The sequence below is a fragment of the Gymnodinialimonas sp. JB5-7 genome (assembly GCF_055693405.1).
The window spans coordinates 70,037-94,733 of sequence record NZ_JBVFUX010000012.1 but is presented as its reverse complement, the minus strand read 5'-3'; the positions used below and the strand labels follow the sequence as shown (position 1 = coordinate 94,733).

Here is a 24,697-nt window from a genome sequence, read left to right as displayed (position 1 = left end):
CGGTGCTGCGCCATGCTAGCGTGGCGTTTGTTCTTCTGCCTGCCTGGCGCCTCGGCTTTGCTTGCCTTGGGGACCGCTTGGGAGGGCCGCGTCGGCATTGCCTGTGTCGGGGCCGCACTTGTGGCGCTGATCCTGCTGGGTCGGCTCGGGAAATGGCCCGCCCTTGTGGTGATGTGGCTTGTCTGGCTGTGCGCAACCCTGGTGGTCGTTGTGACATTCCCGACATGGCCTGTGGCTGTCGGGGCCATCTTGTGTTCCTGGTTGGCCAGTTTCGCGGCAGTCCGCATTGGCCGTCATTGGGGCGAGGCTCGCGCGATGCGGCTTTGCGCACGGGGACACGGCATTCAGGAATGGGAATGGGTGTTCACGGGCGCAGGCTATGTGGAGGGGCATCCGCTCAACCGACTGAGCCCAGGGTTGTGGTTAAGCGTCGGAGCGTTGTGCCTGGCGGCGATTTTGGTGATCATCGACCTTATGCTGGGGTTGGCGCAGCTTTGGGAGGCAGCGCTTGTGGCGGTCTTTCTGTTGCCGATCTGGCCCATCTTTGCGCGTCAACCCGTGGCCTATCCGATGGTCTTTGGGGCCGTGATTGCGGCATTCGTTGTGCAGGCCCCGATTTTGATGGCGCTGATGATCCCGGTCCTTGTCTACTGGGCCGATGGCGTGCGCCCGAACCTGATATACCGCCACCGCTTCGAGCGGCTTCTACCACCGGGAGAGACTGATGTTTCGTAAAATCCTGATTGCGAACCGGGGAGAGATCGCCTGCCGCGTCATTGACACGGCACGCACCATGGGTGTGCGGACGGTGGCGGTTTACTCTGACGCCGACGCCTCGGCGCGGCATGTCGCGATGGCCGATGAGGCGGTGCATATCGGTGGGCCGAAACCGGCGGACAGCTACTTGCGAGGCGACGCAATCATCGCGGCGGCCAAGGCCACGGGCGCGGAGGCGGTGCATCCGGGCTACGGGTTCCTGAGCGAGAACCCGGAGTTTGTGGAGGCGTGCGAGGTGGCAGGGCTCGTCTTCATCGGGCCGTCGGCCGAAGCGATCCGTGCGATGGGACTTAAGGATGCGGCGAAGGCCTTGATGGAGGAGGCCGGTGTTCCGGTCGTGCCGGGCTATCACGGGGCCTCGCAAGAGGGGTTGGCCGAGCGCGCCGCAGAGATCGGCTATCCGGTGCTCATCAAGGCCGTCGCGGGCGGGGGCGGCAAAGGGATGCGGCGCGTCGACCGGGCAGAGGATTTTGCCGATGCGCTGGCCAGCGCGCAGGGAGAGGCAGCAACGGCGTTCGGAAATGACGCCGTTCTCATAGAAAAGTTCGTCGCGACCCCGCGCCATATCGAGGTGCAGGTTTTTGGCGACGGTGAGCGGGCTGTGCATCTTTTCGAGCGGGATTGCTCGCTCCAGCGCCGCCACCAGAAGGTGATCGAAGAGGCCCCCGCGCCGGGCATGACGGCGGAAATGCGGGCCGCGATGGGAGACGCCGCCGTGCGCGCGGCTGAGGCAATTGGCTACAAAGGTGCCGGCACGGTTGAGTTTATCGTGGATGCGCTCTGACGGGCTGAAGCCGGATCGGTTCTACTTCATGGAGATGAACACGCGTTTGCAGGTCGAGCATCCGGTGACGGAGGCGATCACAGGCGTCGATCTGGTCGAATGGCAGTTGCGCGTCGCGGCGGGAGAGCCTTTGCCCTGTCACACAAGAGGCTCTGTCAATTGAAGGTCATGCCTTTGAAGCGCGGCTTTACGCGGAGGATGTGCCAAAGGGCTTCCTGCCCGCGACGGGAACTTTGGCGCATCTGAAATTCCCTGACGGTGCACGCGCGGATATCGGCGTGCGCCCGGGGGACGAGATCAGCCCCTGGTATGACCCGATGATCGCCAAGCTGATTGTCCATGGACCGACACGGGAGATCGCTCTGGCCAAGCTGGATCGGGCCTTGGCGGGCACACAAGTGGCGGGATCTGTCACGAACCTCGCCTTTCTGCGCGCCTTGGCGACGCATGAGGGCTTTGGGCGCGGAGAGGTTGATACCGGCCTGATCGACCGGGAGGTCGAGGCTCTGGCCCGCGCGCCAGAGCCCTGTTCGCGCACACGCGCCCTTGCAGCGGTGGGGGCGGTGGACCGCGACGGGCCGTTGGAAGGGTTCACGCTGTGGGCGCCGGTGCCGCAGAGTGTTGTGATTGCCCGCGATGGCTTGGCGGAGGTTGCACATGTGACGACGCTCGGCGCAGGTGACTATGCCGTCGCCTTGGGAGATGCCGAGCATCGTGTGACGCTTGGCACCGATTGGTCCGTGGATGGCGCGCCGGTTGCGGCGGACGTGGTTCGGCACGCAGCGGGGCTGAGCGTGTTCTGGGGCAACAACTATCATTTCGAACTGCCAGATCCGTTGGATGTGCAGGCGGAAGCCTATGGTGCCGGGCGGATTGAGGCGCCCATGCCGGGGTTGGTGAAGGCCGTCTTTGTGAAAGCGGGTGCTGAGGTAGAAACGGGCGACCGATTGGCGGTGCTGGAGGCGATGAAAATGGAACATGTGTTGACCGCGGGCCGGGACGGCATCGTGGCCGAGGTTCTTGTGGAGGCCGGTGCCCAGGTGGAAGCCGGCGCGCCTCTGATCGTTTTGGAGGATGAGGCATGATCCGATTGCACCATGTGCCTTGGGGGCGGTCGTTCCGTGTGCTGTGGCTGTTGCAGGAAATGGGCCTGACGCCAGAGCTGGAACTCTATGAGATCGGTACGCGCAAAATGCAGGAACCGATCCTGAAAGATCGCTCGCCCGCAGGACGTATTCCGGCGGTGGAGATCGACGGACGCACGATTTTCGAGAGTTCGGCGATTTTGCAATATCTGTGCGAAACCCGGCCCGATTTCGGCTTTGGCCGCGCTCCGGGTCATTCGGAACGGGTGGCGTATCTGGAAGCGATGGGATTTGCGGAAACACAAGCCTCGCTGATTGAGCAGTTGAACCTGAACCACCTGTTCCTGCGCGCACCGGCCAAGCCGTCGCCCACAGTGATCAAGTTGAATACGCTGCGCCTGAAGGGCACGCTGGATGCGCTCGACGGGATGATCGCTGGGGACTACCTGCTGCCATCCGGTTTTTCGGCAGCAGATGCGATGCTGGGCTTCAACCTGTTCGCTGCGCCATTCTACGTGAAGCTTGATCCATGGCCAGGGCTCCAATCCTATTGGGCGCGCCTGCAAGCCCGGCCTGCGTTTCAGGCGGCGGCGGCGATCGAAGGGCCGCAACGCTTCTATTCCAAACCGTTCTACGAGGTTCCGGTCGATGGGTGAGACGGTCGAAATCGTCGAGGTCGGACCGCGGGACGGGTTGCAGAACGAGGCGCGGCTGATCCCTACAGACGAGAAAATCGCGCTGGTTGATCTGTTGTCCTGTGCCGGGTTCCGCCGGATCGAAGTGGCGTCGTTTGTCTCACCAAAATGGGTGCCACAGATGGCGGACGGGGCGGAGGTTTTGGCCGGCATCCGGCGGACAGACGGCGTGCGGTACATGGCGTTGACGCCGAATATGCGGGGTCTGGAGGGCGCGCGGGCGGCAAAGGTGGACGAGATCGCCGTTTTTGCAAGCGCGTCGGTAGGGTTCTCCAAGGCCAACCTGAATGCATCCGTTGTTGAGAGCCTTGGACGCTTTGATGGGGTGGTGCGTGCAGCCAAGGCCGATGGTCTGACGGTGCGCGGCTATATCTCTTGCGTGACCGATTGCCCGTTCGACGGACCGGTACCCCCGTCGCAGGTGGCCGTGGTCGCCAGCGCCTTGGAGGGGATGGGATGCAATGAGATTTCGCTTGGCGATACCATTGGCCGGGGCACGCCTGAGGCAGTGGACGCGATGCTGGAGGCCGTCCTGAACGTGGCCGAGATGGACATGCTGGCCGGGCATTTCCACGACACAAGCGGCCGCGCGTTGGACAATGTCGACGTAGCCCTGGCGCGCGGTGTGCGGATTTTTGACAGCGCGGTCGGGGGGCTTGGCGGGTGCCCCTATGCGCCGGGTGCAGCAGGAAATCTGGCAACCGAAGCGCTGGACGCGCATTTGACGACGCTGGGATACGTCACGGGCCTGAACCGTGCTGTGGTTGCCAAGGCCGGGCGGATGGCAAAGGAGACGCGACATGGCGGTGGTTGAATTGAACGTCGATGATCGTGGTGTGGCCTGGGTGCGGTTGAACCGGCCTGAGGTGCACAACGCGATGGATGCAGCGATGATTGCCGAATTGACGCTGATGGCGGGCCGGCTGGGGCGCGACCCGGCGGTTCGGGTTGTGGTGCTGACCGGCGAAGGCGCCAGTTTCTGTGCGGGTGGCGATCTGGGCTGGATGCGCGCACAGATGGCGGCCGATGCGGAAACGCGCGCCCGCGAAGCGCGGGCCTTGGCCGAGATGTTGGGCGCGCTCGACGCGATGCCCCGTCCTCTGATCGGGCGTGTGCAGGGCCAGGCCTTTGGTGGCGGTGTTGGACTGATGTCTGTGTGCGACGTCGCGGTGGGTGTCGATCATGCGAAATTTGGTCTGACGGAGGTTCGTCTGGGCCTGATCCCCGCGACCATCGGGCCTTATGTCGTTGCGCGCATGGGTGCGGCTCGGGCCCGGCGCGTATTCTTCTCGGGCCGCAGATTTGACGCCGGCGAGGCGGTCGCGTTGGGCTTGCTGGCGCGTGCCGTACCGAAGACGGACTTGGATGCTGCGATTGCGTCGGAAATTGAGCCATATCTGAGGGCGGCCCCCGGTGCAGTTTCTGCAGGAAAAGCGTTGGTGGCCGAGCTTGGTGGTGTGGCCGCCGAGGCGCAGATCAGCGCCACAATTGACGCCCTTGTCGCCCGTTGGGAAAGCGCCGAAGCGGAAGAGGGGATCGGCGCCTTTTTCGACAAACGCAAGCCGGGGTGGGATCGGTAGCAGCACAAAAGGAGTAGTTCTTGGCGCACCCTTTGATGCTGGATTTTCCTTGGTGTGACGGGAAAGGAAGAGCGACGCGCGACGCTCGCCCAAGGGCGTCGCCCCGCCCGCCGTCCCGTGATTGACACTGGACAGAGGCCTTACTCCTCCGCAATCCTTGAACCACACGGTCCGATCCAGAGGCCGGGTCTGGGAGGACATCATGGCAATTTTCGAAAGTCGGCACGGAACGGTCGAGGTTCCAGATATGTCGGTCACGCAAAAGCTGTTCGAAGGCTTCGAGGGGCGCATGGATGACGTGGCCATGGTGGACGGCCCGACCGGCCGGGAGGTTACGGCGGGTGCAATCGTTGCGCAGATCAAGGCTTTGGCGGGCGGACTGACCGAACGTGGTGTGCTGCCTGGTGGAACCGTCGCGCTACTGGCGCCGAACCTGCCGGAATATCCGATTGTGTTTCACGGCGTGGCATGGGGCGGCGGCACGGTCACGACGATCAACCCCACCTACACGGCACCGGAAATCAAGCATCAGCTGGAAGATGCAGGCGCGCAAATGCTCGTGACAATCTCGATGTTTGCTGACGTCGCGCGCACCGCGATGGAAGGCACGCGGTGCCGCGAGCTGGTTATTCTCGATGGCGGAGACGGGGCGTTGACGCTGGCCGATGTGATGGGGCCAGAATTGCCAGAACAGGCCCCGGTTGATATTGCAGAGCATGTTGTTGTCTTGCCCTATTCCAGCGGCACGACCGGACGCCCCAAGGGCGTTATGCTGACCCATCGAAACCTCGTGGCCAATGTCACGCAATCGGCGGCGGTGGCACAGATTGATCCGGACGACGTCACCATCGCGTTCCTGCCGTTTTTCCACATTTACGGCATGACGGTTCTGATGAACCTGTTCCTGAACCAACGTGCGAAAATCGTGACCCTTCCGCGCTTTGATTTGGAGCTTTACCTCAAGCTGATCCAGGAGCATCGGGCGACACGCCTCTACATCGTCCCGCCGGTTGCGCTGGCTTTGGCAAAGCATCCGATGGTGGACGATTACGATGTTTCGTCCGTGTCGGAAATCTTCTCAGGTGCCGCGCCGTTGGGCGCGGAGATCGAAGCGGCTGTCGGCGAACGCTTTGGCGCAAGCTCTGTGCAAGGATATGGGATGACCGAGCTTTCTCCGATCAGCCATATGACCGTCTTCGGCAATATCCGGCATGGATCAAGCGGTCAGGCCGTGCCCTCGACCGAGTGTCGGATCGTGGACCCCGAAACGTTGGAGGATCAGCCACCCGGCATGGAGGGGGAATTGTGGATCCGTGGGCCGCAGGTAATGAAGGGATACCTGAATAATCCCGACGCCACCGCTGAGACCATGGCGGAGGGCGGTTGGCTGCGCACAGGTGATCTGGCCGAGATCGATGAAGATGGTTTCATGTTCATCCGGGACCGGTTGAAGGAATTGATAAAGTACAAGGGATTTCAGGTGGCGCCGGCCGAGGTGGAGGCTGCACTTTGCGCGATGGAAGGCGTCACTGATGCGGCCGTGATTGGCAAGGCAGACCCGGAAGCCGGTGAGGTGCCTATTGCCTTTGTCGTGACCAACGGGACGGTTGAGGAGGACGATATCCGCACTTATTGCGAAGGGTGCCTGGCCAGTTACAAGCGGCCAGACGAATACCGGTTCGTGGAGAGCGTGCCCAAAAGCGCGAGCGGCAAAATCCTGCGGCGTGAACTGAGAGACGCGCTTTAGCCTGGCGGTTATGGGCAGGAGGGCCCGAAGAAAGATCCAACGATGCATGTCGTGCGGCGATCAATCTGAAGCAGATGCCATAGGCCGTTATCGTCCTGAAGCAGTCGCCCGACCCATTCGATTTGGTCGCTCATATCGTTGGTTCGCACACCGGATGTGACCCGGAAATCGACGGAAAATCCATCATTGGTCGCAAATTCCACGGCCTCCGCCGGGAATGTACCGCTTCCAAAGACGCCCGACAGGAGCGGCAAGATCGCCTCGATTGGGCTTGCGGCGGGCGCGAGCGTGTCTTGCGGCAGGCGCTCCCAATCCGAAGGTGTCGCCGCCTGGAAGGCCAAGTTTCGCAAAACGGCTAGGCAACCCGAGTTGATGGTGCCGTCATTATAGGGGGCGCAACCGTCGCCTGGACCTTGAGTAGAGAATTGCGCTGCGGCGGGCAGGGCCGCGATGAGCGACAAGGCGCAGAATGCGGCGGGCAGGACGAAGGGACGAAACATGTCGGAAGCTTTCGAGCGGCGAAAAGAAGGGGTGTGGCCAGACATTCCAGAAAACCTTTCGGCTGGCAGGTGCGGAATTCCGCTGTCTCATATCTGCGTGAGGGCCATGAAATATCGTCCGCACCCCTTTGCCGCACCGGCAGGGAATTGACCGCCCCGGCGGCGCGCCGTAAACCGTCAGGTGACCGGACCAAACGAGACGCCGATGACCGAGCTTTTGTCGAACTACGCCCCGATCCTGATTTTCCTGGCCATTGCCATCGGGCTTGGCCTGGTTTTGATGTTGTCGGCGGTGGTTCTTGCGGTCCGCAATCCGGATCCGGAAAAGGTCAGCGCCTATGAGTGCGGGTTCAACGCGTTCGATGATGCGCGGATGAAGTTTGACGTGCGGTTCTACCTCGTGTCGATCCTGTTCATCATCTTCGATCTGGAAATCGCATTTTTGTTCCCGTGGGCCACCGCGTTCCCGGATCTCAGCGACACCGCCTTCTGGTCCATGATGGTGTTCCTCGCTGTTCTGACCATCGGGTTCGCCTATGAGTGGAAAAAGGGTGCGCTTGAGTGGGAATGATGCCTTATCACGCGTGATAAGACTATCTATAGCATTGAAAAAGAACGGTAAAACCGGTCGCTGCGTTCCTCAATCGAACATCTCGCGCACACATGCCGGGGCCTGAACCCTACCGACCCGTCGAACGCGGCGCCTCGCCCGTTCGTGGCATTTTGATTTGTGTCGCGCTTGCATGTGTTGGTTGGTTTGCGTTGAGTGCGGCCTCTCCGGACCATCAAAATCCGCTGCCTTCCAAAGTTGACACGCCACCGCCGCCTGGTGTGATCGGGAGGGAAAGCCGCGTGCCGCTGGCCGACTTTGCGCCAGATGATCCGACGCAGTTCCCGGGTTGGGAAGATGCCATCGCCGCCGTTGTGCGCGTCTCTTGCCGGGGAGGAACAACTGGCGGTGGCGTTCTCATAGCCGAGGGCGACCGAATGCTGACGGCGGCCCATGTGTTTTTGAACGAAGACGGAAGTCACCGCGCGCGAAACCCGGATTGCGTGGCCATCCACACAGGTGGTGACGTTGTGACTTTGAACACGGTTGGGTTGAAGGCAGGGCCCTTCCGCGTCCCGCCCGAATTGGGAAGCCATCTTTCCGTTCCGATCACCCGCGCGGATTGGGCCATTGTGCAGTTGAGCCGCGTTCCGCAGAGCGCGCGGCCTTTGCCCGTGGCAACGGCAGATGATCTGATCCTGGAAGAGGGGCGACCGATCTTGAATGTGACCGGTGGCACGGCGTCCTATCGGACAGAGGGATTTCTGGCACAAACCTGCCGATATCGGGGTGTGCCGCCGACGACCTCCATCCTCGATACAGCGGGTGAGATTGTAGGGCGTGCCGCCGAGCCGCGCGACACGCTGGAAGTTGCCCGCTACGATTGCGACAGCGGCAGCGGTGCTTCAGGCTCTCCCATGATCGGCTGGTCGGAGGGGCGGCCGATGATCTGGGGCATATTGACCGACAGCCTTCGCGGTCGGGACCGCTGCCCTGATATTGGACGCACGTTTTGCTACACTGCAGGTCCGCTGACACCCGCCATGGACATTGTCCCGTAGGGCGCAAGTGCGCCCCTGGGAAACTGCGGGTTCCCCTTACCTGAGGGTTTCCTGAATTGACGCCCCTGCGCGCTTGAACCGGGCCAAAGATCGGTCTTTTGTGCCTGCGATGTCGCCGGGGCAATCGGGGTGACTCTCATTTCAGGATTGGCAAGCCATGCTGCGGTCTGGGCGCAGTTCATGGGATGCCTCCGCAAGGGGAGAGGGCCGTTGCCATTTCATGGCCGGTGGACGGGATTGAACCACACTTTGATGCGGGCCCGGCAAAGTGCCGAGGCGGATGCGCGGTGCGTTCGACGCAAGGCGACAGACTCACGGAACCGCTTGCGCGGCCCGGACTGCTGGCGGGTGACGCCCTCTTCCAATCTGACAACGACATCTGCCGGTTTTGCGCTTGTGCGACCCCGTGGCGGATGGCGCGAAAACCCACACCGATAGGTGTGGGCCAGCAGGCGTGGCCCTGTCCATGACCAGCCCCGATTGGGTGAGGTCACGCCTGCGACCAAATTCATCGTTACACCACCAGGCCCTGTGCACGCTACGGCGGTTGCGCAGCGTTTGCCTGCGACCCCTTGTGGCATTGTGTGCGGACGCCGTTGACCGCCGCCGCCGCCACCCGTATCTGGAGAACAAACGACCATATAGGGTGAGCCACAATGGGTGTAGCAACGACCCCCAACCATGCCGGTGCAGACCGCGAGGTTGCGACGCAGACACTGAACCGCGAGCTTCAGGACAAGGGTTTTCTGGTCACGTCGACCGAAGATCTGATCAATTGGGCGCGTACCGGATCGCTGCACTGGATGACCTTTGGCTTGGCGTGCTGCGCGGTGGAGATGATGCACACCTCCATGCCGCGCTACGACGCGGAGCGCTTCGGCATCGCGCCGCGCGCCTCCCCCGCCAATCGGATGTGATGATTGTGGCCGGGACGCTGACCAACAAGATGGCGCCGGCGCTGCGCAAGGTTTATGACCAGATGCCCGAGCCACGCTACGTGATCTCGATGGGGTCCTGCGCCAATGGCGGCGGGTATTATCACTACAGCTATAGCGTCGTGCGGGGCTGTGACCGGATCGTTCCGGTCGATATCTATGTGCCCGGCTGCCCGCCCACGGCGGAGGCGCTTCTTTACGGCATCCTGCAGTTGCAGCGGAAAATCCGCCGCACCGGCACCATCACGCGCTGAGGGATTTAGAATGACCCAAGCCCTGCAAGAGCTGGCCACGTATCTCAGCGAAAAGCGTTCGGACGCGGTGTTGTCGACGGATGTCAACGCGGTGGGCGAGCTGTCGGTTGACGTGCCCCCGACCCAGTTGGTGGAATTCATCGAGTTTCTGAAGACTGATCGGTCGTGCCAGTTCTCGACCCTGATCGACATCACCGCGGTGGACTATCCCAGCCGGGATCGCAGGTTCGATGTCGTCTACCATTTCCTCAGCATGTATCAGAACCACCGCATCCGGGTTCGGGTGGCGTTACGAGAAGATGAGACGCTGGCCTCCATCACCGGAGTCCATGCCAGTGCCGGATGGTACGAGCGGGAAGTCTACGACATGTTCGGGATCCTGTTCACTGGCCATGACGATTTGCGCCGCCTGCTGACAGATTACGGCTTCCGCGGTCATCCGCTGCGCAAGGATTTCCCAACGACGGGGTATACCGAAGTGCGGTATGATGAGGAGCTCAAGCGCGTGGTGTACGAGCCGGTGAAGCTGGTCCAGGAATACCGCCAGTTCGATTTCATGAGCCCGTGGGAGGGTGCGGAATACGTGCTGCCCGGCGATGAGAAGGCAGATGCGGAGGAGAAGGCATGATGGACGGCGATATCCGCACGAACACCTATGACGACGGCTCCACCGATTTTGAGACCGGCGAACAGAAGATCCGCAACTTCAACCTGAACTTCGGGCCCCAGCACCCGGCGGCGCACGGCGTGTTGCGTTTGGTGTTGGAGCTGGACGGGGAGATTTGCGAGCGCTGTGATCCGCATATCGGCCTGCTGCACCGTGGCACCGAGAAGCTCATGGAAAGCCGGACGTATCTGCAGAACCTGCCGTATTTCGACCGGCTGGATTACGTGGGCACGATGAACCAGGAACACGCCTGGTGTCTCGCCATCGAACGCATGACCGGCACCGAGGTGCCACGTCGCGCCCAGTTGATACGGGTGCTCTATTGCGAGATCGGGCGCATCCTGAACCACCTGCTGAACGTCACGACGCAGGCGCTGGACGTTGGCGCGCTGACGCCGCCGCTGTGGGGCTTTGAAGAGCGTGAGAAGCTGATGATCTTCTACGAGCGGGCCTCGGGCGCGCGTCTGCATGCGGCCTATTTCCGGCCCGGCGGCGTGCATCAAGATCTGCCGCCGGAGTTGATCGAGGATATCGACGCCTGGGCGGACGCGTTTCCCAAGGCGCTCGATGATATCGACACGCTGTTGACGGAAAACCGCATCTTCAAGCAGCGGAATGCCGATATCGGCATCGTGACCGAAGAGGACATCCAAAATTGGGCGTTTTCGGGAGTGATGGTGCGTGGCTCGGGCTTTGCATGGGATTTGCGCCGGTCGCAGCCCTACGAATGCTACGACGAGTTCGAGTTTCAGATCCCCGTGGGCAAAAACGGCGATTGTTATGACCGCTACCTCTGCCGCATGGCCGAGATGCGCGAGAGCCAAAAGATCATCAAGCAGGCCTGCGAAAAGCTGCGGATGCCCGAGAACCAGGGGGACATCATGGCGCGGGGCAAGATGTCCCCGCCCAAGCGCGGCGACATGAAGACCTCAATGGAAGCGCTGATCCACCACTTCAAGCTCTACACCGAAGGCTTCCATGTGCCTGAGGGCGAAGTGTACGCCGCCGTGGAGGCGCCGAAGGGCGAATTCGGCGTTTACCTCGTGGCTGACGGGACGAACAAACCCTACCGCGCGAAACTGCGCGCGCCGGGCTTCCCGCATTTGCAGGCGATGGATTACCTGTGCAAAGGCCACCAGCTGGCGGATGTGTCGGCGATTTTGGGCTCGCTCGATATCGTGTTCGGGGAAGTGGACCGCTAAGCGTCTTCACAAACCTGTAAGGTCAGGAAAGCCCGCCATTTGGTGGGCTTTTTCTTTGTGTTACAGATCCCGTGGCTTATTCGAAGGACCGTTTCATATGCGTATTTTCAGAACTCTTCCTCCTCGGCCCTGCGGCACTTCTCGCGGCATCCATGGCCCACGGGCAGGCTGCGATGCCGGAGGATCATCCGGGCTATCCGCTGGCCCAAGCCATCGCGGAACAAGGCTGCGTGCTGCATCAGGACGATGTAAATTCCGTCATGGAAAGCATCGGCGTGGAAAGTGCGATGTTTCCGCAGATGGCGGTGCCGCTGATGCAGACGGGGTTCTTGCGGTCTTCCGGCAATGGGACTCTGACACTTGTGAACTGGGGGCTTTGCACCGGAGAAGCGCCGGCTGAGGAGCCCGAAGCGACGGATGCTGCGCCAGAGGCGAGCGACGCCGAGACGGAGTAAGCTACGGATTCCCTCCGTTGTGGGAAAAGGTTCTCAAGGGCAGGTTGGGTTCACGAACACGTGACACCCCTGACACGAAGGACCCAAGCCATGCGCCCGCTGCTGCCACACGAGCCCATTTCCGCGAAATCCCTCAATGATCCCTGCATTGCCCGTGCGTCCAAAGTGATTGCCCGGATGCAAGCGGGCGGTCGCACTGTCACGAACCCGACGAATTGGCGTCCTGCGCAATCTCCCTGGCGCTGAACGCTTTCGCTTAGCCCGGCGGAAAGAAGGGGTCCGGCCCGGGCGGGGGCGTCTTTCCTGACATCGTGCAGGAAAGGCGCCCTACTTTATTTGTTGGACAGCCTTATCGGTCTTTCCCAACATGCAGGAACGTTTTTCATCTTTCTGCGATCAAAGGGCTTTTTCAAATATGCGTCCGTTTTCCATACTGCCAATCGTCGCCTTGGCGCTGTGTCCAGTGACCGCCTCCGCACAATCCTCGCCAGAGCAAGCAGCCGTCATTCAAGCCTTTCTACAGTTCGATTGCGTCATGACCCGCGCGAATGAAGATGCCGTCGTTGCGGCCATGGGCCTGAGCGATGACGTCTCTGAAGAGGTTGGACAACAGATGTTTGCCGAAGGGCAGTTCCGACAAATCAACGACAACCTTGTGCTTCTGCATCCCGACTGCCCGAACGGTACCTTGGGGAGCGCGACCCCAATTGGTGTGCAAGCAGCTGTTGATTGGATGACGGCCTTGGGGGTGATCAATCTGCGGATGTCGTGGCGGAAATCATGAAGGCGCGGGGCTGTGTCATCGGTGCGGATGAGTTCGGACGGTTCCAAAGCGAAGTGACGCGCGCCGTGGGGGCACGCTTCGGATTTGATGAAACAGCTTTGCCGTCGGAAGAAATGGACCCGTTCCTAGATGCGTTTGAGGCGATGCTGGAGCGTGGTGTGTTGCAGCTTGTCCGACAGGGTCGTCTGGTCGATGGGGATGAAGGGAGGACGCTCGTAGGGTGCTAAGGGCGGGCAATTGGCGTCGATCCGGTTTCAATAGGCGTTCAAGGGCCAGCTTGACCTGATCTGCCGTCCTGAGAGTCGTAGACACAATGCGCCAGGCTGCCTTAGGCTCATGGCATGCGATGTCTTTCAGTGATTTTGGCGCTGGTGTGCAATCCGGTTCACGCGGCGGACGCGCAATGGGATTTATTGGTTCCTGCGCAGAGCCTGCCGGAGGCGAGCTTGTTTGACCGCGCGGAAGCGCTAGACACCGTGGCCGTTGAGGAGATCATGGAAGAGGCCTACGCAGCCATCGGCTGCGCATTGCCAATAGATCTGGTGTCGGTTTTCGAGGTTTTTCTGGTCGACCGCGTCATGATGGCGTTGGGTGAACCGGTTGGTCCCGAGGTCGCGCAACAGGGCTTTTTCGCGCTGAGGTTGCGCAGCACAACGATCCGCCACCCCGAGGCGCGCGCAGTTCTGGCGGCGGCGCGTGCGATGGACGGAAGGTTGAACGACGCGATCCGGTCCGGCCGTATGGCGCAGCGCACTGGCCTGTTTCATGTCGCCGATTGTGAACCGGAGGGGACGTTGTTCGCCCTATCGCCCTACGCCATGCAATAGCCCCCTGCGCCATAGCGCGCATGGACATCCCCGGCTATTTGCGCGAAACCCGTGCCGGACACACGACCGCCAGGGACGACCCACATGCTGCGACGCCTGCACCCCGAGCAACCGGACACTTTCGCCTTCACGCCCGCCAATCAGGCTTGGGCCGAGGCGCAGATCACCAAATACCCTGAAGGCCGTGCGGCCAGCGCGATCATCCCGCTTTTGTGGCGCGCGCAGGAGCAGGAGGGCTGGCTGACCCGTCCGGCGATCGAGGCGGTGGCCGATATGCTGGGTCTGGCGCACATCCGGGCGCTGGAGGTGGCGACGTTCTATTTCATGTTCCAGCTTCAGCCCGTGGGCTCGGTCGCGCATATCCAGATTTGCGGCACGACCTCGTGCATGATTTGCGGGGCCGAAGATCTGGTCGCCGTGGCCAAGGACAAGATCGCCCCGCGTGCCCATGAGTTGAGCGCGGATGGCAAGTTTTCGTGGGAAGAGGTGGAGTGCCTTGGTGCTTGCGCCAATGCGCCGATGGCGCAGATCGGCAAGGACTACTACGAGGATCTGACCGCAGAGAGCTTTGCGGCGCTGATCGACAAGATGGCCGCAGGCGAAGTGCCGACACCGGGGCCACAGAACGGGCGTTATGCGTCGGAACCTGCGGGTGGGCTGACCTCGCTGAAAGATCACGAGGCGGGCAAGGACGGGTTGAATGCCTCTGCCCGGTTGGCGGCTGACATTGGCGATACGATCAAGCGGATCGACGGGACGGAAGTGCCGTTGCTTGCACCCTGGGGCCGGCAATCGGGCGATGGTGTGCCCACGGAACCCGCGCGGCCCAAGCCTGCAAACCGTGCCAAGGCGCCCGCCGACAAGACCGGTGCCACGAAGGCAGAGGCGAAAGCCAAATCAAAAGCCAAGCCAAAGGCGAAAGCCGCGGCAGAGCCTGCACCCGCTTCGGCAGATGTGGCCGAACAAGCGCCCGAGCAATTGTCCGGCCCGCGCGACGGTGGGGCCGATGACCTCAAGCGGATCAGCGGCGTTGGCCCGAAGCTTGAAGGTGTGCTGAACGAGATGGGCTTTTACCATTTCGATCAGATTGCGGCCTGGGGCCCGGCCGAAGTGGCGTGGGTCGATGCGCGGCTCAAGTTCAAGGGTCGGATCGAACGGGACAATTGGATCGCGCAAGCCGCCGATTTTGCGAACGAAGGCTGAGCCGCCAAGCGGGGAAAATGTGTGGCCCTGCTGCAAACCTGCGACAATCCGTCGACGTAGCGGAAGACAGGGGCCGAATCCTGCGCTAAGACTCCCAGCGACACGATAAAAACGTTGAATGACGGGGGTCTTACAATGAACAAATCCGGTGGCGTGGAATGCCTTGCCTGGACCTGGGGGATTGCCGCTTTGGCCGGCGTCTTCACGGCGGCAGCACTTTGGGTTCTGGGAGGATGGAGCTTTATGCAGGGCGCCTTCATGGGCGTTCTGGTGCTGCTGGTGCTGGGTGCGGTTCTGACGATTACCATGTGCCGCGCACCTGCCGCACCGCTCGGATCGGCTAATTCCGGGCAAAGCAGCGCTGGCGGGTCTTCGACATCAACTGCGACAACCGCTGCTGCCACGGCTCCGGCCGCTGACACGAGTGCTTCGGATGCCGCACGCGAAGCAGAAGCTGCTGCCGCCGCAGAGGCTGAGGCCGCCCGCGCAGCCGCAGAGGCAGAGGCGAAAGCTGCCGCTGACGCCGAAGCGGCTCGCGCGGCTGAAGCCGAAGCGGCAGCCGCAAGTGCCGCCGCCGCCGCTGCTCCAGCACCTGCTGCGGACCCCGGCGCGGGCACGCGCCCGGAGGCGCTTGATGGCCCGCGCGGTGGTCAGGCCGATGACCTCAAGCGGATCAAAGGTGTCGGGCCCAAGATGGAAATGCTCTGCAACGAGCTTGGCTTCTACCATTTCGACCAGATCGCTGCCTGGAGCGCCGACGAAGTCGCGTGGGTTGACCAGAACCTGAAAGGCTTCAAGGGCCGCGTGAGCCGCGACAACTGGGTTGAGCAGGCGGGCCTTTTGGCCGCAGGCGGTGAGACCGAGTTTTCCAAGAAAGTCGATGACGGAGATGTATATTAAGCCTCGGACCACAGCTGATCCGAGGGTGAGATATGCTTAACCTGACAGACATGATGCTGCGCGGCCCTGTCGCGCAGCTTTCTTTGGGGCCGGTGATGCCTGAGAAAAAGCCAGTCTCCGCCGAAGAACAACGCCGCGTGCGCCAGATCCGGCGGGCCGCGATTGTCATGGCGTTGACCATGGTGCTTTGGATGGGCGTGCAATTCATCGGCGGACAGATGGGCTGGCCGCCGCGGTTTGTATTCCTCTTCGACCTTGCGGCGATTGGGGCACTGGTCTGGGCGCTTGTGGTGACGTATTGGGTGTGGAAAGAGCGCAGACAAAGCTAGACGCGCGACCAGACCCCGCGCGAGCGATCAAGGATTTAGCCAATGTTGCAGGACAAAGACCGGATCTTCACCAACATCTACGGGATGCACGATCGTACCCTTGCCGGTGCGAAAGCGCGCGGCCATTGGGACGGCACAAAGGATCTGATCGGTCTGGGTCGCGACAAGATCGTTGAGATCATGAAGGCCTCTGGCCTGCGCGGTCGCGGCGGGGCGGGTTTCCCGACTGGTCTGAAATGGTCGTTCATGCCCAAGGAAAGCGACGGACGCCCGGCCTATCTGGTGGTTAACGCGGACGAATCCGAGCCCGGCACCTGCAAGGACCGGGAGATCATGCGCAATGATCCCCATACCCTGATCGAAGGCTGCCTGATCGCGTCTTTCGCGATGAATGCCAATGCCTGCTACATCTACATCCGCGGCGAATATATCCGCGAGCGTGAGGCGCTGCAGGCCGCGATTGATGAGGCCTACGACGCGGGCCTTCTTGGCAAGAACGCCGCCAAGTCCGGCTGGGATTTCGACCTGTACCTGCACCACGGCGCAGGGGCGTATATTTGCGGCGAAGAAACTGCGCTTCTGGAATCGCTCGAAGGTCGCAAGGGTATGCCCCGCATGAAACCGCCCTTCCCGGCGGGTGCGGGTCTCTACGGTTGCCCGACGACTGTGAACAACGTCGAATCCATCGCCGTTGTGCCGACGATCCTGCGCCGAGGCGCGGAGTGGTTCGCGGGCTTTGGCCGCCCGAACAATGCGGGCACGAAGCTGTTCGCGATTTCTGGCCATGTGAACCAGCCCTGCGTCGTCGAAGAGGCGATGTCGATCACCTTTGAGGAGCTGATCGAGACCCATTGCGGCGGGATTCGCGGCGGGTGGGACAACCTCAAGGCGGTGATCCCCGGCGGCTCGTCGGTGCCGTGCGTGCGGGGCGAGAACATGAAAGACGCCATCATGGACTTCGACTATCTCCGGAACGAGCTTGGCTCGGGACTTGGGACGGCGGCGGTCATCGTGATGGACAAGCAGACCGACATCATCAAGGCGATCTGGCGGCTGGCTTGCTTCTACAAGCACGAGTCGTGCGGCCAGTGTACGCCGTGCCGCGAAGGCACCGGCTGGATGATGCGGGTGATGGAACGGCTTGTGAAAGGCGAGGCGCAGGTCGAAGAGATCGAGATGCTGTGGGACGTGACCAAGCAGGTCGAGGGCCACACGATCTGCGCGCTTGGTGATGCGGCGGCTTGGCCAATCCAGGGTCTGATCCGTAACTTCCGCGATGAGATTGAAGATCGCATCAAGGTGCGACGCGACGGAACAGTTCAGGTCGCCGCGGAATGAGGTCGCTTGCGGCCGTCGGCCTGATCGCGCTGGCAGGCTGTGTCGCGCAGCCCACGGGCGTACAGGCGCAATTCGCGGCATTCGCCGGGAACGCTGCAACAGCTGACATCATGGCGGGCCTTTGTCCGCAATACCAAATGCGAAGCTCGATTGAGCAGCTGACTGAAGCGTTTGTGGATCAGATGCTGGCGTCGGGATATTCGGAGTTGGACGTGTTGCAAGCCGTCCAAAACACGTCCGAGGAACAGGTGATTGACGGCGTGATCTCGGAAATGGGTCGTCAGGGTGTCACACCGGGCGACACGGCCGCACTTTGTGCCTATGCTGATCGCGAAGTTGCGGCAGGAAGCCAGATTGGGCGTTTTCTGCGATAGGAGGGCGGCCTATGTGCTACGGACATGTCGATACAAAGGTGCTGGAGCGCGAGGTTCAAGATCGATTGCGCGGTGTTGAACGCGCGCCGACTGAAGTTTCTGAAGGGCTCCCACCGGAATTGATCGGCGGCCTTCGTGGCGTGTGGGCACGTTTGCGGATGGCGGTATGGGCGCGTCCCGGCGGCCGATTTGCTGGTTAGGCGAACCTGTCTTTTCCTTTCGGCTGCTGGCATCGTAGCCTGTACAGCGCCGGTGCCGCCCCCCTTGTCTTATGCGGCGATTCAGCAGCCCGACACACGCCAGATCGTAGACGCGGATGGCGTGCGCTATGTGATCCAAACCTTCACGGACACCGACCAGGGGCTCGGGTCATGTCACCCGTCGACCCCCTGTGCGCCGCAGGAGGCGCGCGAAGTCCTTACCGAGGTCTATGTCCTGCAAGGCGCTGCTGCATTCCAGTTTGGCGATGACGGGCGCGGCCAAGTCGCGACGCTGGCGCGCTCTGTCCGGTGCCCGGATCACAGCAGTGACGGCGTGCGCGCCAATTTTGTGGGCATCGGGACCGACAGCTTTGGCGCGTGGCATTTCTTCGGGCTCTGCCCCGGCGATGCGCCAGAAGGTCTGTGACCGTGGAGACCCACTCAAGCCGTGGCCTGTTGCCATGATCTTGCGGGACGTGTGCGGATTGGGCGAGGGTCGCCGCCACTGGACATGCGGCGCGCTGTGCATCATGCAAAAACGTCCGCAGCACGCGAAAATACGGGACAATCGAACATGGCATTGCCCAATTCTCTGGCGCGGCTGATATGGGGGCGCACGGGTGGCAGCGGACAGTATCGCTTTCAGGGCGAGCCGCCGGCTCTTGAAGAACAGCAGAACGATCTTGAGCGCTTCTTCTGGGCCCATAACGGGCCCGTCGTGCACAAATGGCTGCACTATTTCGAGATCTATGATCGGTATTTCGCACGGTTTCGGAACACGCCGGTGCGGTTCCTTGAAATCGGCGTCGCGAAGGGCGGCTCGCTTGAGATGTGGCGGTCATATTTTGGCGAAGATGCGGTGATCTTTGGCATTGATATTGACCCTGCATGCGCGGCCTTTGATGGCCAAAGCGGGGCCGTCCGCATCGGTTCTCAGGCAGATGGGGCGTTCTTGGCGAAAGTGGTGGACGAAATGGGCGGCGTGGACGTCGTACTGGATGATGGCAGCCACGATTCCCTGCATATCCGCGCTTCCCTCGATGTCTTGTTCCCAAGGCTGAGCGATGGGGGCGTCTACATGGTTGAGGATCTGCAGGCCGCCTATTGGCCCGGTTTCACAGGGGGATACCGTCGCCGGGCCAGCTTCATGAGTGTGATTAAAACGCTCATTGATGACATCCACCACTGGTATCACCCAAAGGGGCAAAGGATCGACGCGACGGCCGATGCATTGGACAGTATCCATGTGCACGACTCGATTACGGTGTTGGAAAAGCGAATGCAAAAGCGGCCTGCGAATATTCAACGCGGCGAAGGGCGCAATTAAACCATTTGGGCTGTGTGTGCTGTTCCGGGCGATGCGGCGCACCACCTTTCGCCTGTGACCATGAGGACTCACTGAAGGCTGTGGTTGCGCCGTCCATCTTGCTGGAGTCCCGCAACTTTCCTATCCTTTGCGCAAAATGACCAAGTGGGCGTGATACGCACCGCATTGGCGTTATGAGGGCAAAGGGGCGGCGGCATGGTTCGCGTATACTGGTATTCTCTGGCGATCATTTACCTCGCTTGCGCCGTTGTGGGCGCGGGCCTGTGCTATCAGCTATGGGGCTTGGGCGGCGGCATTCTGGGCGCGGTGATGGGCGGTATGGTTGCCTCGGGCATTGCGATCGTGCTGAACACGCCTGAACGGATGGAAGCCGCGATCTACATCATCCTGGCTATCCTGTTCCTGACCCTGCTGGTCTGGCTTATCATCACCTTTTGGGGCGTGCGGTTATGAGGGCCTGGCCTGCGCTGTCGCTGGCCCTTGCGGCCTGTGTCACGCCGCAGGTCTATGTGACGTCGATTGGGCCGCTACAGGTTCAGGCAGACCCCGATGTGACGATTTTCAATCCGGTCGCATTACCCGACGGGACGGAGATTGAGCCTGTTCCAATTCAGGGTGGCCTCGTCGTGCGAACGCTCAATGGCCGTGCGGTTCCGTTCGAAGCGCGCGCTGCCGCGCTTGAGGCCATGCAGGCCCATTGCCTCGACTTCGACCTTGATACCGTGCCGCTGTTCTTTGGTTGGCGCGCGGTGGGCGATGAAAGCCTTTGGTCCGCGGCGGGCTGTGATGTGCCTGTTGGCGAATAGATGCCGAAAGGCGCGATGACCCATTCGTGACATTGAATAACATGGGTCCTTGTCCCCATGTCCGTCTCTGGAAACGGGCCAACCTATTAAAAGGGACAATAAAAATGCTTACCCCCTTCCGTATCGCGGCCGCCGCTGGTGTGCTGTTGGTCACCGGGCTGTTCACAACGATCGGCCACGCACAGAACGCAAGCTGGCAGGTCTTGCGGGATGATCCTGAAATTCATTCGGGCCTTACCGTGATCTCCGTCGGGCGCCACATCCAGAACATATGCGACGATATTCGCCCGCGCATGGTCCGGGCCTGGGCCTTTGCCGAAGGGCTGGTGGACCGGGCGCAGGACCTTGGCGTGGAACGGCGCGACGTGGATGCCTTTATCGACGACCGGACCGAGCAGGAGCGCTATCGCGCCATCATGCGAGACTGGTTTGCCGCCCGCGGCGTAGATGCCGGCGACCGCGATGCCGTGTGTCGCGTGGGGCGCGACGAAATTACCGCCGGTTCGCCGATTGGCAGATTGCTCCGCTAGGGTTAGAAGACGGTCCAGACAAGCAGGCACATATCATGTGCTTGAGGGAAAGGACCGGTCCCCATGAGCGATTTGCGCAAGATCATCATCGACGACAACGAGATCGAGGTTGATCCAGCCATGACCCTGATCCAGGCCTGCGAACAGGCCGGGATCGAAATTCCGCGTTTTTGCTACCACGAACGGCTGACCATCGCGGGCAATTGCCGGATGTGCCTTGTGGAAGTTGTGGGCGGACCGCCGAAACCCGCCGCCTCTTGCGCGATGCAGGTCAAGGATTTGCGGCCCGGTCCGGAGGGCCAGCCACCGGTCGTCAAAACAAACTCGCCCATGGTGAAGAAGGCGCGTGAAGGGGTGATGGAGTTCCTCCTGATCAACCATCCGCTCGATTGCCCGATCTGCGATCAAGGTGGCGAATGCGACCTTCAGGACCAGGCGATGGCTTACGGCGTCGATTTCTCGCGTTACCGCGAGCCCAAGCGCGCCGCGACGGAGTTGGAGCTGGGGCCGCTGGTGGGCACTGCCATGACGCGCTGCATTTCCTGCACGCGCTGTGTCCGTTTCATCACCGAAGTCGCGGGCATGCCCGAGATGGGGCAGACGGGACGTGGCGAGGATTCGGAGATCACCTCGTATCTGGGCCAGACGCTCGAGTCGGAAATGCAGGGCAATATCGTCGATCTCTGCCCGGTCGGTGCGCTGACCTCCAAACCCTACAGCTTCACCGCGCGTCCTTGGGAACTGACCAAGACCGAGAGTATCGACGTGATGGACGCGTTGGGGTCGAACATTCGCGTGGACACCAAGGGGCGCGAAGTGATGCGTATCCTGCCGCGCAACCATGATGGCGTGAACGAGGAATGGCTTTCCGACAAGTCCCGATACGTTTGGGACGGGTTGCGTCGCCAGCGGCTCGACAAGCCATACATCCGCGAAAACGGCAAACTGCGCGCGGCCTCGTGGGGCGAGGCGATGGGTCTTGCTGCAGAAAAGATCAAAGGTGCCACAAAGCTGGCCGGTTTGGTCGGTGATCTGGCCTCGACCGAGGCAGCCTACGCGCTGAAAACACTGGTTGAGGGGCAGGGCGGCGTTGTCGAATGCCGCACCGATGGCGCGAAGCTGCCCTCGGGCAACCGCGCGGCCTATGTTGGCACGGCGGCGGTCGAAGACCTGGATGATGCGCAATACATCATGTTGATCGGAACCAACCCACGCGCGGAAGCGCCGGTTCTGAACGCCCGTATCCGCAAAGCGTGGAGCAAGGGCGCAAATGTGGCGCTGATCGGTGAAGCCGTTGATCTGACGTATGAATATGTCCACATGGGCACGGATCGTGCGGCGTTGAAGGCGCTGGCTGATCGGGAATTCGGTGCTGTGAAAGACGTCCCGTCCGTCGTGATCGTGGGGCAGGGCGCCCTGACGGGTGAAGATGGCGAGGCGGTTCTGGCGCACGCTCAGAAAGTGGCGGACGCAACCGGTTCCGGCCTTCTCGTGTTGCACACCGCTGCGGGCCGTGTGGGCGCGATGGACATCGGTGCCACCAACCCTGACGCTATGGCCGCGATTCAGGATGCAGACGTTGTCTATAACATGGGTGCCGATGAAGTTGAGATCGCAACCGGCCCGTTCGTCATCTACCAAGGCTCCCACGGGGACCGGGGCGCGCACTGCGCCGATGTGATCCTGCCGGGTGCGGCGTATACGGAAGAGCAGGGCCTGTTCGTGAACACCGAAGGCCGCCCGCAACTCGCCATGCGCGCGGGCTTCCCGCCCGGCGATGCGCGGGAAAACTGGGCGATCCTGCGGGCCTTGTCGGCAGAAGTCGGGGCGACGCTCCCATTTGACACAATCGGCGCCGTGCGGGCCGAGATGGTGAAAGCCGCGCCACATCTGGCGATGATTGACGATGTGGCCGAGAATGAGGGTGAGGCACTGCCGCTTGGCACCCTTGGCTCCGGCGATTTTGCGTCACCCATTGCGGATCACTATCTGACCAACCCCATCACGCGGGCCTCCAGCCTTATGGCAGAATTGAGTGCAAATGCGAAAGCGCGCCGAGACGCGCCGATGGCGGCGGAATAAGGTCCATGCTGCGCAGCCCCTTATCCACCCTGGCGGGTGTCTGCGCAGCTGCCTCGATTGCCGGGTGTGTGCCTGAGACAGAGGGGCCGACCCTCGAACAGGCTCCACCAGCAACGTACGACGGAATCGAAACGCGTTTGCTGGACGATGATCTGGTAAATTTCCGCGCTCAGATGACCGGTGTGGCCACCCGGGCGGACCTTGATGCCTATACCCGCTGCGCGGCCGCGCAATATACCCTGATCCGTGGCTATACTTTTGCGCGACATGTGCGCACAAGTATTACGGAAGAGGGTGGCGTTTGGGTCGCAGATGCGGTTTACACCATCTCGCCGGAACTCCCGCGCGGGTTGCAGACGCTCGAAGCTCAGGTGGTTGCGGCAGATTGCGCGGAGCAAGGGATACCTTCGGTCTGATAAGGTGACCGAAAGGCCCCGAGCCAAGGGACAAACGACCGATGAACGAGCTTCTGTTCAGCATCCTCATCATAGCGGGGCAATGCCTGCTGGTGATCGCTTTCGTGATGATCTCGCTGTTGATGCTGGTTTATGGCGACCGCAAGATCTGGGCTGCCGTGATGATGCGCCGAGGCCCAAACGTGGTGGGCGCATTCGGCCTGCTGCAAGCCGTTGCCGACGCGTTCAAATATATCATCAAAGAAGTGGTGGTGCCTGCGGGCGCCGACAGGCCGGTTTTCTTCATCGCGCCGCTGACCTCTTTCGTGTTGGCGATCATCGCCTGGGCGGTGATTCCGTTCAACGATACATGGGTTTTGGCCGATCTGAACGTTGCCATTCTCTATGTGTTCGCAATGTCCTCGCTAGAGGTGTACGGCGTGATCATGGGCGGGTGGGCGAGCAACTCGAAATACCCATTCCTCGGATCGTTGCGCTCTGCCGCGCAGATGATCTCCTACGAGGTCTCCATTGGCCTCATCATCATCGGTGTGATCATCTCCACCGGGTCCATGAACTTCGGCAACATTGTCGCAGCGCAAGACACCGGATACGGCCTGCTTGGCTGGTACTGGCTGCCACACCTGCCGATGGTGATGCTGTTTTTCGTGAGCGCCCTGGCCGAAACCAACCGCCCGCCCTTCGATCTACCGGAAGCTGAGTCGGAACTGGTCGCGGGTTATCAGGTCGAATACTCCGCCACGCCGTTCCTGTTGTTCATGGCGGGCGAATATATCGCCATCTTCCTGATGTGCGCGTTGATGACGCTGCTGTTCTTCGGCGGCTGGCTGTCGCCTATCCCAGGTCTGCCTGACGGCGCGCTTTGGATGGTGGGCAAGATGCTGTTGGTGTTCTTCGCCATCTCGATGGTGAAGGCGATTGTGCCGCGCTACCGCTACGATCAGCTGATGCGTCTGGGTTGGAAAGTGTTCCTGCCGTTCTCGCTCTTCTGGGTGGTGTTCGTGGCGTTCATGGCGAAATTTGAAGTGTTCGGCGGGTTCTATGCTCGCTTTGCGGTGGGGGGCTAACGCATGGAAGCTGTGAACTCTACCCTTGAGCATCCCGATTTAGTTTCTTCGTTCGGATCGTGCTGGAACGGCATTATGATTTTCGTTCTCGGTGACTTCGAAACTTATGGGCAAGGACCTTTTCCTGCTCGCTCCGCCGAGGAGTGCGAGAGGTTCACTGAGGTATTCGACGGCTGTATGGCCGCAGGTGCGCTCGACACTCGTGGGTGCGTCTCGGAAGCT

Annotated in this window: 27 protein-coding genes and 2 pseudogenes; 28 read left to right on the top strand and 1 reads right to left on the bottom strand. The window is 61.5% G+C overall.

Annotated features, from left to right (window positions below):
- The first annotated feature begins 12 nt into the window (after positions 1-12).
- From ACZ1HK_RS08040 to ACZ1HK_RS08015, 6 genes and pseudogenes are all read left to right on the top strand, one after another.
- Positions 13-735 carry a hypothetical protein gene (locus ACZ1HK_RS08040; protein WP_472628262.1) on the top strand — a complete coding sequence of 241 codons (723 nt, stop codon included), beginning with the start codon at positions 13-15 and terminating at the stop codon, positions 733-735.
- Positions 725-2,646 (top strand): annotated as a pseudogene (locus tag ACZ1HK_RS08035) (ATP-binding protein). The gene ACZ1HK_RS08040 and the pseudogene ACZ1HK_RS08035 overlap by 11 nt, the downstream one beginning before the upstream one ends.
- The gene (locus ACZ1HK_RS08030; protein WP_472628261.1) at positions 2,643-3,302 is read left to right on the top strand and encodes a glutathione S-transferase family protein; all 660 of its coding nucleotides are present in this window, start codon (positions 2,643-2,645) and stop codon (positions 3,300-3,302) included. The pseudogene ACZ1HK_RS08035 and the gene ACZ1HK_RS08030 overlap by 4 nt, the downstream one beginning before the upstream one ends.
- Entirely contained in the window at positions 3,295-4,155 is an 861-nt protein-coding gene (locus ACZ1HK_RS08025; protein ID WP_472628260.1) for a hydroxymethylglutaryl-CoA lyase, read from the top strand. Before ACZ1HK_RS08030 ends, ACZ1HK_RS08025 begins: the two co-directional genes overlap by 8 nt.
- Positions 4,142-4,921 (top strand): crotonase/enoyl-CoA hydratase family protein, encoded by a 780-nt coding sequence (locus ACZ1HK_RS08020; RefSeq protein ID WP_472628259.1) that lies wholly within the window; start codon positions 4,142-4,144, stop codon positions 4,919-4,921. The genes ACZ1HK_RS08025 and ACZ1HK_RS08020 overlap by 14 nt, the downstream gene beginning before the upstream one ends.
- A gap of 202 nt (positions 4,922-5,123) precedes the next feature.
- A complete protein-coding gene (locus ACZ1HK_RS08015) occupies positions 5,124-6,668 on the top strand; it encodes an AMP-binding protein (protein ID WP_472628258.1) in 1,545 nt (514 codons plus the stop codon).
- A gap of 8 nt (positions 6,669-6,676) precedes the next feature.
- On the opposite strand, the gene ACZ1HK_RS08010 is transcribed toward ACZ1HK_RS08015, so the two are convergent.
- Positions 6,677-7,168 carry a hypothetical protein gene (locus ACZ1HK_RS08010; RefSeq protein ID WP_472628257.1) on the bottom strand — a complete coding sequence of 164 codons (492 nt, stop codon included), beginning with the start codon at positions 7,166-7,168 and terminating at the stop codon, positions 6,677-6,679.
- A gap of 205 nt (positions 7,169-7,373) precedes the next feature.
- Between ACZ1HK_RS08010 and ACZ1HK_RS08005 the strand changes: the two genes are divergently transcribed.
- The 22 genes and pseudogenes from ACZ1HK_RS08005 (at position 7,374) to nuoH (ending at position 24,475) form a co-directional block, all read left to right on the top strand.
- Entirely contained in the window at positions 7,374-7,739 is a 366-nt protein-coding gene (locus ACZ1HK_RS08005; protein WP_368475982.1) for an NADH-quinone oxidoreductase subunit A, read from the top strand.
- 281 nt (positions 7,740-8,020) lie between these two features.
- Positions 8,021-8,779, top strand: a complete 759-nt coding sequence (locus ACZ1HK_RS08000) for a trypsin-like serine peptidase (RefSeq protein ID WP_472628256.1) — start codon at positions 8,021-8,023, stop codon at positions 8,777-8,779.
- A gap of 656 nt (positions 8,780-9,435) precedes the next feature.
- Positions 9,436-9,968, top strand: a pseudogene (locus tag ACZ1HK_RS07995) (NuoB/complex I 20 kDa subunit family protein).
- 10 nt (positions 9,969-9,978) lie between these two features.
- On the top strand, positions 9,979-10,596 hold the full coding sequence (locus ACZ1HK_RS07990; RefSeq protein ID WP_472628255.1) for an NADH-quinone oxidoreductase subunit C: 618 nt from the start codon (positions 9,979-9,981) through the stop codon (positions 10,594-10,596).
- Complete coding sequence (locus tag ACZ1HK_RS07985) at positions 10,593-11,837, top strand: NADH-quinone oxidoreductase subunit D (protein ID WP_472628254.1); 1,245 nt, start codon at positions 10,593-10,595, stop codon at positions 11,835-11,837. Before ACZ1HK_RS07990 ends, ACZ1HK_RS07985 begins: the two co-directional genes overlap by 4 nt.
- A gap of 152 nt (positions 11,838-11,989) precedes the next feature.
- Complete coding sequence (locus tag ACZ1HK_RS07980) at positions 11,990-12,292, top strand: hypothetical protein (RefSeq protein WP_472628253.1); 303 nt, start codon at positions 11,990-11,992, stop codon at positions 12,290-12,292.
- Between the two features lie 415 nt (positions 12,293-12,707).
- Positions 12,708-13,076, top strand: a complete 369-nt coding sequence (locus tag ACZ1HK_RS07975) for a hypothetical protein (protein WP_472628252.1) — start codon at positions 12,708-12,710, stop codon at positions 13,074-13,076.
- Positions 13,073-13,303: a hypothetical protein gene (locus ACZ1HK_RS07970; RefSeq protein WP_472628251.1), complete on the top strand. Its 231-nt coding sequence runs from the start codon at positions 13,073-13,075 to the stop codon at positions 13,301-13,303. Before ACZ1HK_RS07975 ends, ACZ1HK_RS07970 begins: the two co-directional genes overlap by 4 nt.
- A 114-nt stretch (positions 13,304-13,417) precedes the next feature.
- Positions 13,418-13,903 (top strand): hypothetical protein, encoded by a 486-nt coding sequence (locus tag ACZ1HK_RS07965; RefSeq protein WP_472628250.1) that lies wholly within the window; start codon positions 13,418-13,420, stop codon positions 13,901-13,903.
- A gap of 84 nt (positions 13,904-13,987) precedes the next feature.
- Positions 13,988-15,106, top strand: a complete 1,119-nt coding sequence (locus ACZ1HK_RS07960; RefSeq protein ID WP_472628249.1) for an NADH-quinone oxidoreductase subunit E — start codon at positions 13,988-13,990, stop codon at positions 15,104-15,106.
- 135 nt (positions 15,107-15,241) lie between these two features.
- Positions 15,242-16,006 carry a hypothetical protein gene (locus ACZ1HK_RS07955; RefSeq protein ID WP_472628248.1) on the top strand — a complete coding sequence of 255 codons (765 nt, stop codon included), beginning with the start codon at positions 15,242-15,244 and terminating at the stop codon, positions 16,004-16,006.
- Between the two features lie 32 nt (positions 16,007-16,038).
- Positions 16,039-16,335 (top strand): DUF5337 domain-containing protein, encoded by a 297-nt coding sequence (locus ACZ1HK_RS07950; RefSeq protein WP_472628247.1) that lies wholly within the window; start codon positions 16,039-16,041, stop codon positions 16,333-16,335.
- 42 nt (positions 16,336-16,377) lie between these two features.
- Complete coding sequence (nuoF, locus tag ACZ1HK_RS07945) at positions 16,378-17,673, top strand: NADH-quinone oxidoreductase subunit NuoF (RefSeq protein ID WP_472628246.1); 1,296 nt, start codon at positions 16,378-16,380, stop codon at positions 17,671-17,673.
- Positions 17,670-18,047, top strand: a complete 378-nt coding sequence (locus tag ACZ1HK_RS07940) for a DUF5333 family protein (protein ID WP_472628245.1) — start codon at positions 17,670-17,672, stop codon at positions 18,045-18,047. The genes nuoF and ACZ1HK_RS07940 overlap by 4 nt, the downstream gene beginning before the upstream one ends.
- Positions 18,048-18,311: 264 nt before the next feature.
- Positions 18,312-18,674 carry a hypothetical protein gene (locus ACZ1HK_RS07935; RefSeq protein WP_472628244.1) on the top strand — a complete coding sequence of 121 codons (363 nt, stop codon included), beginning with the start codon at positions 18,312-18,314 and terminating at the stop codon, positions 18,672-18,674.
- Positions 18,675-18,821: 147 nt separating this feature from the next.
- Positions 18,822-19,574 (top strand): class I SAM-dependent methyltransferase, encoded by a 753-nt coding sequence (locus ACZ1HK_RS07930; RefSeq protein WP_472628243.1) that lies wholly within the window; start codon positions 18,822-18,824, stop codon positions 19,572-19,574.
- A 195-nt stretch (positions 19,575-19,769) separates the two neighbouring features.
- Complete coding sequence (locus tag ACZ1HK_RS07925) at positions 19,770-20,027, top strand: hypothetical protein (RefSeq protein ID WP_472628242.1); 258 nt, start codon at positions 19,770-19,772, stop codon at positions 20,025-20,027.
- Positions 20,024-20,380 (top strand): hypothetical protein, encoded by a 357-nt coding sequence (locus ACZ1HK_RS07920; RefSeq protein WP_472628241.1) that lies wholly within the window; start codon positions 20,024-20,026, stop codon positions 20,378-20,380. Before ACZ1HK_RS07925 ends, ACZ1HK_RS07920 begins: the two co-directional genes overlap by 4 nt.
- 104 nt (positions 20,381-20,484) lie before the next feature.
- Positions 20,485-20,910 (top strand): DUF5333 domain-containing protein, encoded by a 426-nt coding sequence (locus tag ACZ1HK_RS07915; protein ID WP_472628240.1) that lies wholly within the window; start codon positions 20,485-20,487, stop codon positions 20,908-20,910.
- A 63-nt stretch (positions 20,911-20,973) separates the two neighbouring features.
- Positions 20,974-22,992, top strand: a complete 2,019-nt coding sequence (nuoG, locus tag ACZ1HK_RS07910; RefSeq protein ID WP_472628239.1) for an NADH-quinone oxidoreductase subunit NuoG — start codon at positions 20,974-20,976, stop codon at positions 22,990-22,992.
- 5 nt (positions 22,993-22,997) lie between these two features.
- On the top strand, positions 22,998-23,408 hold the full coding sequence (locus tag ACZ1HK_RS07905; protein WP_472628238.1) for a hypothetical protein: 411 nt from the start codon (positions 22,998-23,000) through the stop codon (positions 23,406-23,408).
- Between the two features lie 41 nt (positions 23,409-23,449).
- A complete protein-coding gene (nuoH, locus tag ACZ1HK_RS07900; RefSeq protein ID WP_472628237.1) occupies positions 23,450-24,475 on the top strand; it encodes an NADH-quinone oxidoreductase subunit NuoH in 1,026 nt (341 codons plus the stop codon).
- The last annotated feature ends 222 nt before the right edge of the window (positions 24,476-24,697 follow it).

What these genes read in the sequence shown, in the direction of transcription:
- ACZ1HK_RS08040 (WP_472628262.1), top strand. Translation starts at nt 13, where the DNA reads ATGCTAGCGTGGCGTTTGTTCTTCTGCCTGCCTGGCGCCTCGGCTTTG.
- ACZ1HK_RS08030 (WP_472628261.1), top strand. Translation starts at nt 2,643, where the DNA reads ATGATCCGATTGCACCATGTGCCTTGGGGGCGGTCGTTCCGTGTGCTG.
- ACZ1HK_RS08025 (WP_472628260.1), top strand. Translation starts at nt 3,295, where the DNA reads ATGGGTGAGACGGTCGAAATCGTCGAGGTCGGACCGCGGGACGGGTTG.
- ACZ1HK_RS08020 (WP_472628259.1), top strand. Translation starts at nt 4,142, where the DNA reads ATGGCGGTGGTTGAATTGAACGTCGATGATCGTGGTGTGGCCTGGGTG.
- ACZ1HK_RS08015 (WP_472628258.1), top strand. Translation starts at nt 5,124, where the DNA reads ATGGCAATTTTCGAAAGTCGGCACGGAACGGTCGAGGTTCCAGATATG.
- ACZ1HK_RS08010 (WP_472628257.1), bottom strand. Translation starts at nt 7,168, where the DNA reads ATGTTTCGTCCCTTCGTCCTGCCCGCCGCATTCTGCGCCTTGTCGCTC.
- ACZ1HK_RS08005 (WP_368475982.1), top strand. Translation starts at nt 7,374, where the DNA reads ATGACCGAGCTTTTGTCGAACTACGCCCCGATCCTGATTTTCCTGGCC.
- ACZ1HK_RS07990 (WP_472628255.1), top strand. Translation starts at nt 9,979, where the DNA reads ATGACCCAAGCCCTGCAAGAGCTGGCCACGTATCTCAGCGAAAAGCGT.
- ACZ1HK_RS07985 (WP_472628254.1), top strand. Translation starts at nt 10,593, where the DNA reads ATGATGGACGGCGATATCCGCACGAACACCTATGACGACGGCTCCACC.
- ACZ1HK_RS07980 (WP_472628253.1), top strand. Translation starts at nt 11,990, where the DNA reads ATGGCCCACGGGCAGGCTGCGATGCCGGAGGATCATCCGGGCTATCCG.
- ACZ1HK_RS07975 (WP_472628252.1), top strand. Translation starts at nt 12,708, where the DNA reads ATGCGTCCGTTTTCCATACTGCCAATCGTCGCCTTGGCGCTGTGTCCA.
- ACZ1HK_RS07970 (WP_472628251.1), top strand. Translation starts at nt 13,073, where the DNA reads ATGAAGGCGCGGGGCTGTGTCATCGGTGCGGATGAGTTCGGACGGTTC.
- ACZ1HK_RS07965 (WP_472628250.1), top strand. Translation starts at nt 13,418, where the DNA reads ATGCGATGTCTTTCAGTGATTTTGGCGCTGGTGTGCAATCCGGTTCAC.
- ACZ1HK_RS07960 (WP_472628249.1), top strand. Translation starts at nt 13,988, where the DNA reads ATGCTGCGACGCCTGCACCCCGAGCAACCGGACACTTTCGCCTTCACG.
- ACZ1HK_RS07955 (WP_472628248.1), top strand. Translation starts at nt 15,242, where the DNA reads ATGAACAAATCCGGTGGCGTGGAATGCCTTGCCTGGACCTGGGGGATT.
- ACZ1HK_RS07950 (WP_472628247.1), top strand. Translation starts at nt 16,039, where the DNA reads ATGCTTAACCTGACAGACATGATGCTGCGCGGCCCTGTCGCGCAGCTT.
- nuoF (WP_472628246.1), top strand. Translation starts at nt 16,378, where the DNA reads ATGTTGCAGGACAAAGACCGGATCTTCACCAACATCTACGGGATGCAC.
- ACZ1HK_RS07940 (WP_472628245.1), top strand. Translation starts at nt 17,670, where the DNA reads ATGAGGTCGCTTGCGGCCGTCGGCCTGATCGCGCTGGCAGGCTGTGTC.
- ACZ1HK_RS07930 (WP_472628243.1), top strand. Translation starts at nt 18,822, where the DNA reads ATGGCATTGCCCAATTCTCTGGCGCGGCTGATATGGGGGCGCACGGGT.
- ACZ1HK_RS07925 (WP_472628242.1), top strand. Translation starts at nt 19,770, where the DNA reads ATGGTTCGCGTATACTGGTATTCTCTGGCGATCATTTACCTCGCTTGC.
- ACZ1HK_RS07920 (WP_472628241.1), top strand. Translation starts at nt 20,024, where the DNA reads ATGAGGGCCTGGCCTGCGCTGTCGCTGGCCCTTGCGGCCTGTGTCACG.
- ACZ1HK_RS07915 (WP_472628240.1), top strand. Translation starts at nt 20,485, where the DNA reads ATGCTTACCCCCTTCCGTATCGCGGCCGCCGCTGGTGTGCTGTTGGTC.
- nuoG (WP_472628239.1), top strand. Translation starts at nt 20,974, where the DNA reads ATGAGCGATTTGCGCAAGATCATCATCGACGACAACGAGATCGAGGTT.
- ACZ1HK_RS07905 (WP_472628238.1), top strand. Translation starts at nt 22,998, where the DNA reads ATGCTGCGCAGCCCCTTATCCACCCTGGCGGGTGTCTGCGCAGCTGCC.
- nuoH (WP_472628237.1), top strand. Translation starts at nt 23,450, where the DNA reads ATGAACGAGCTTCTGTTCAGCATCCTCATCATAGCGGGGCAATGCCTG.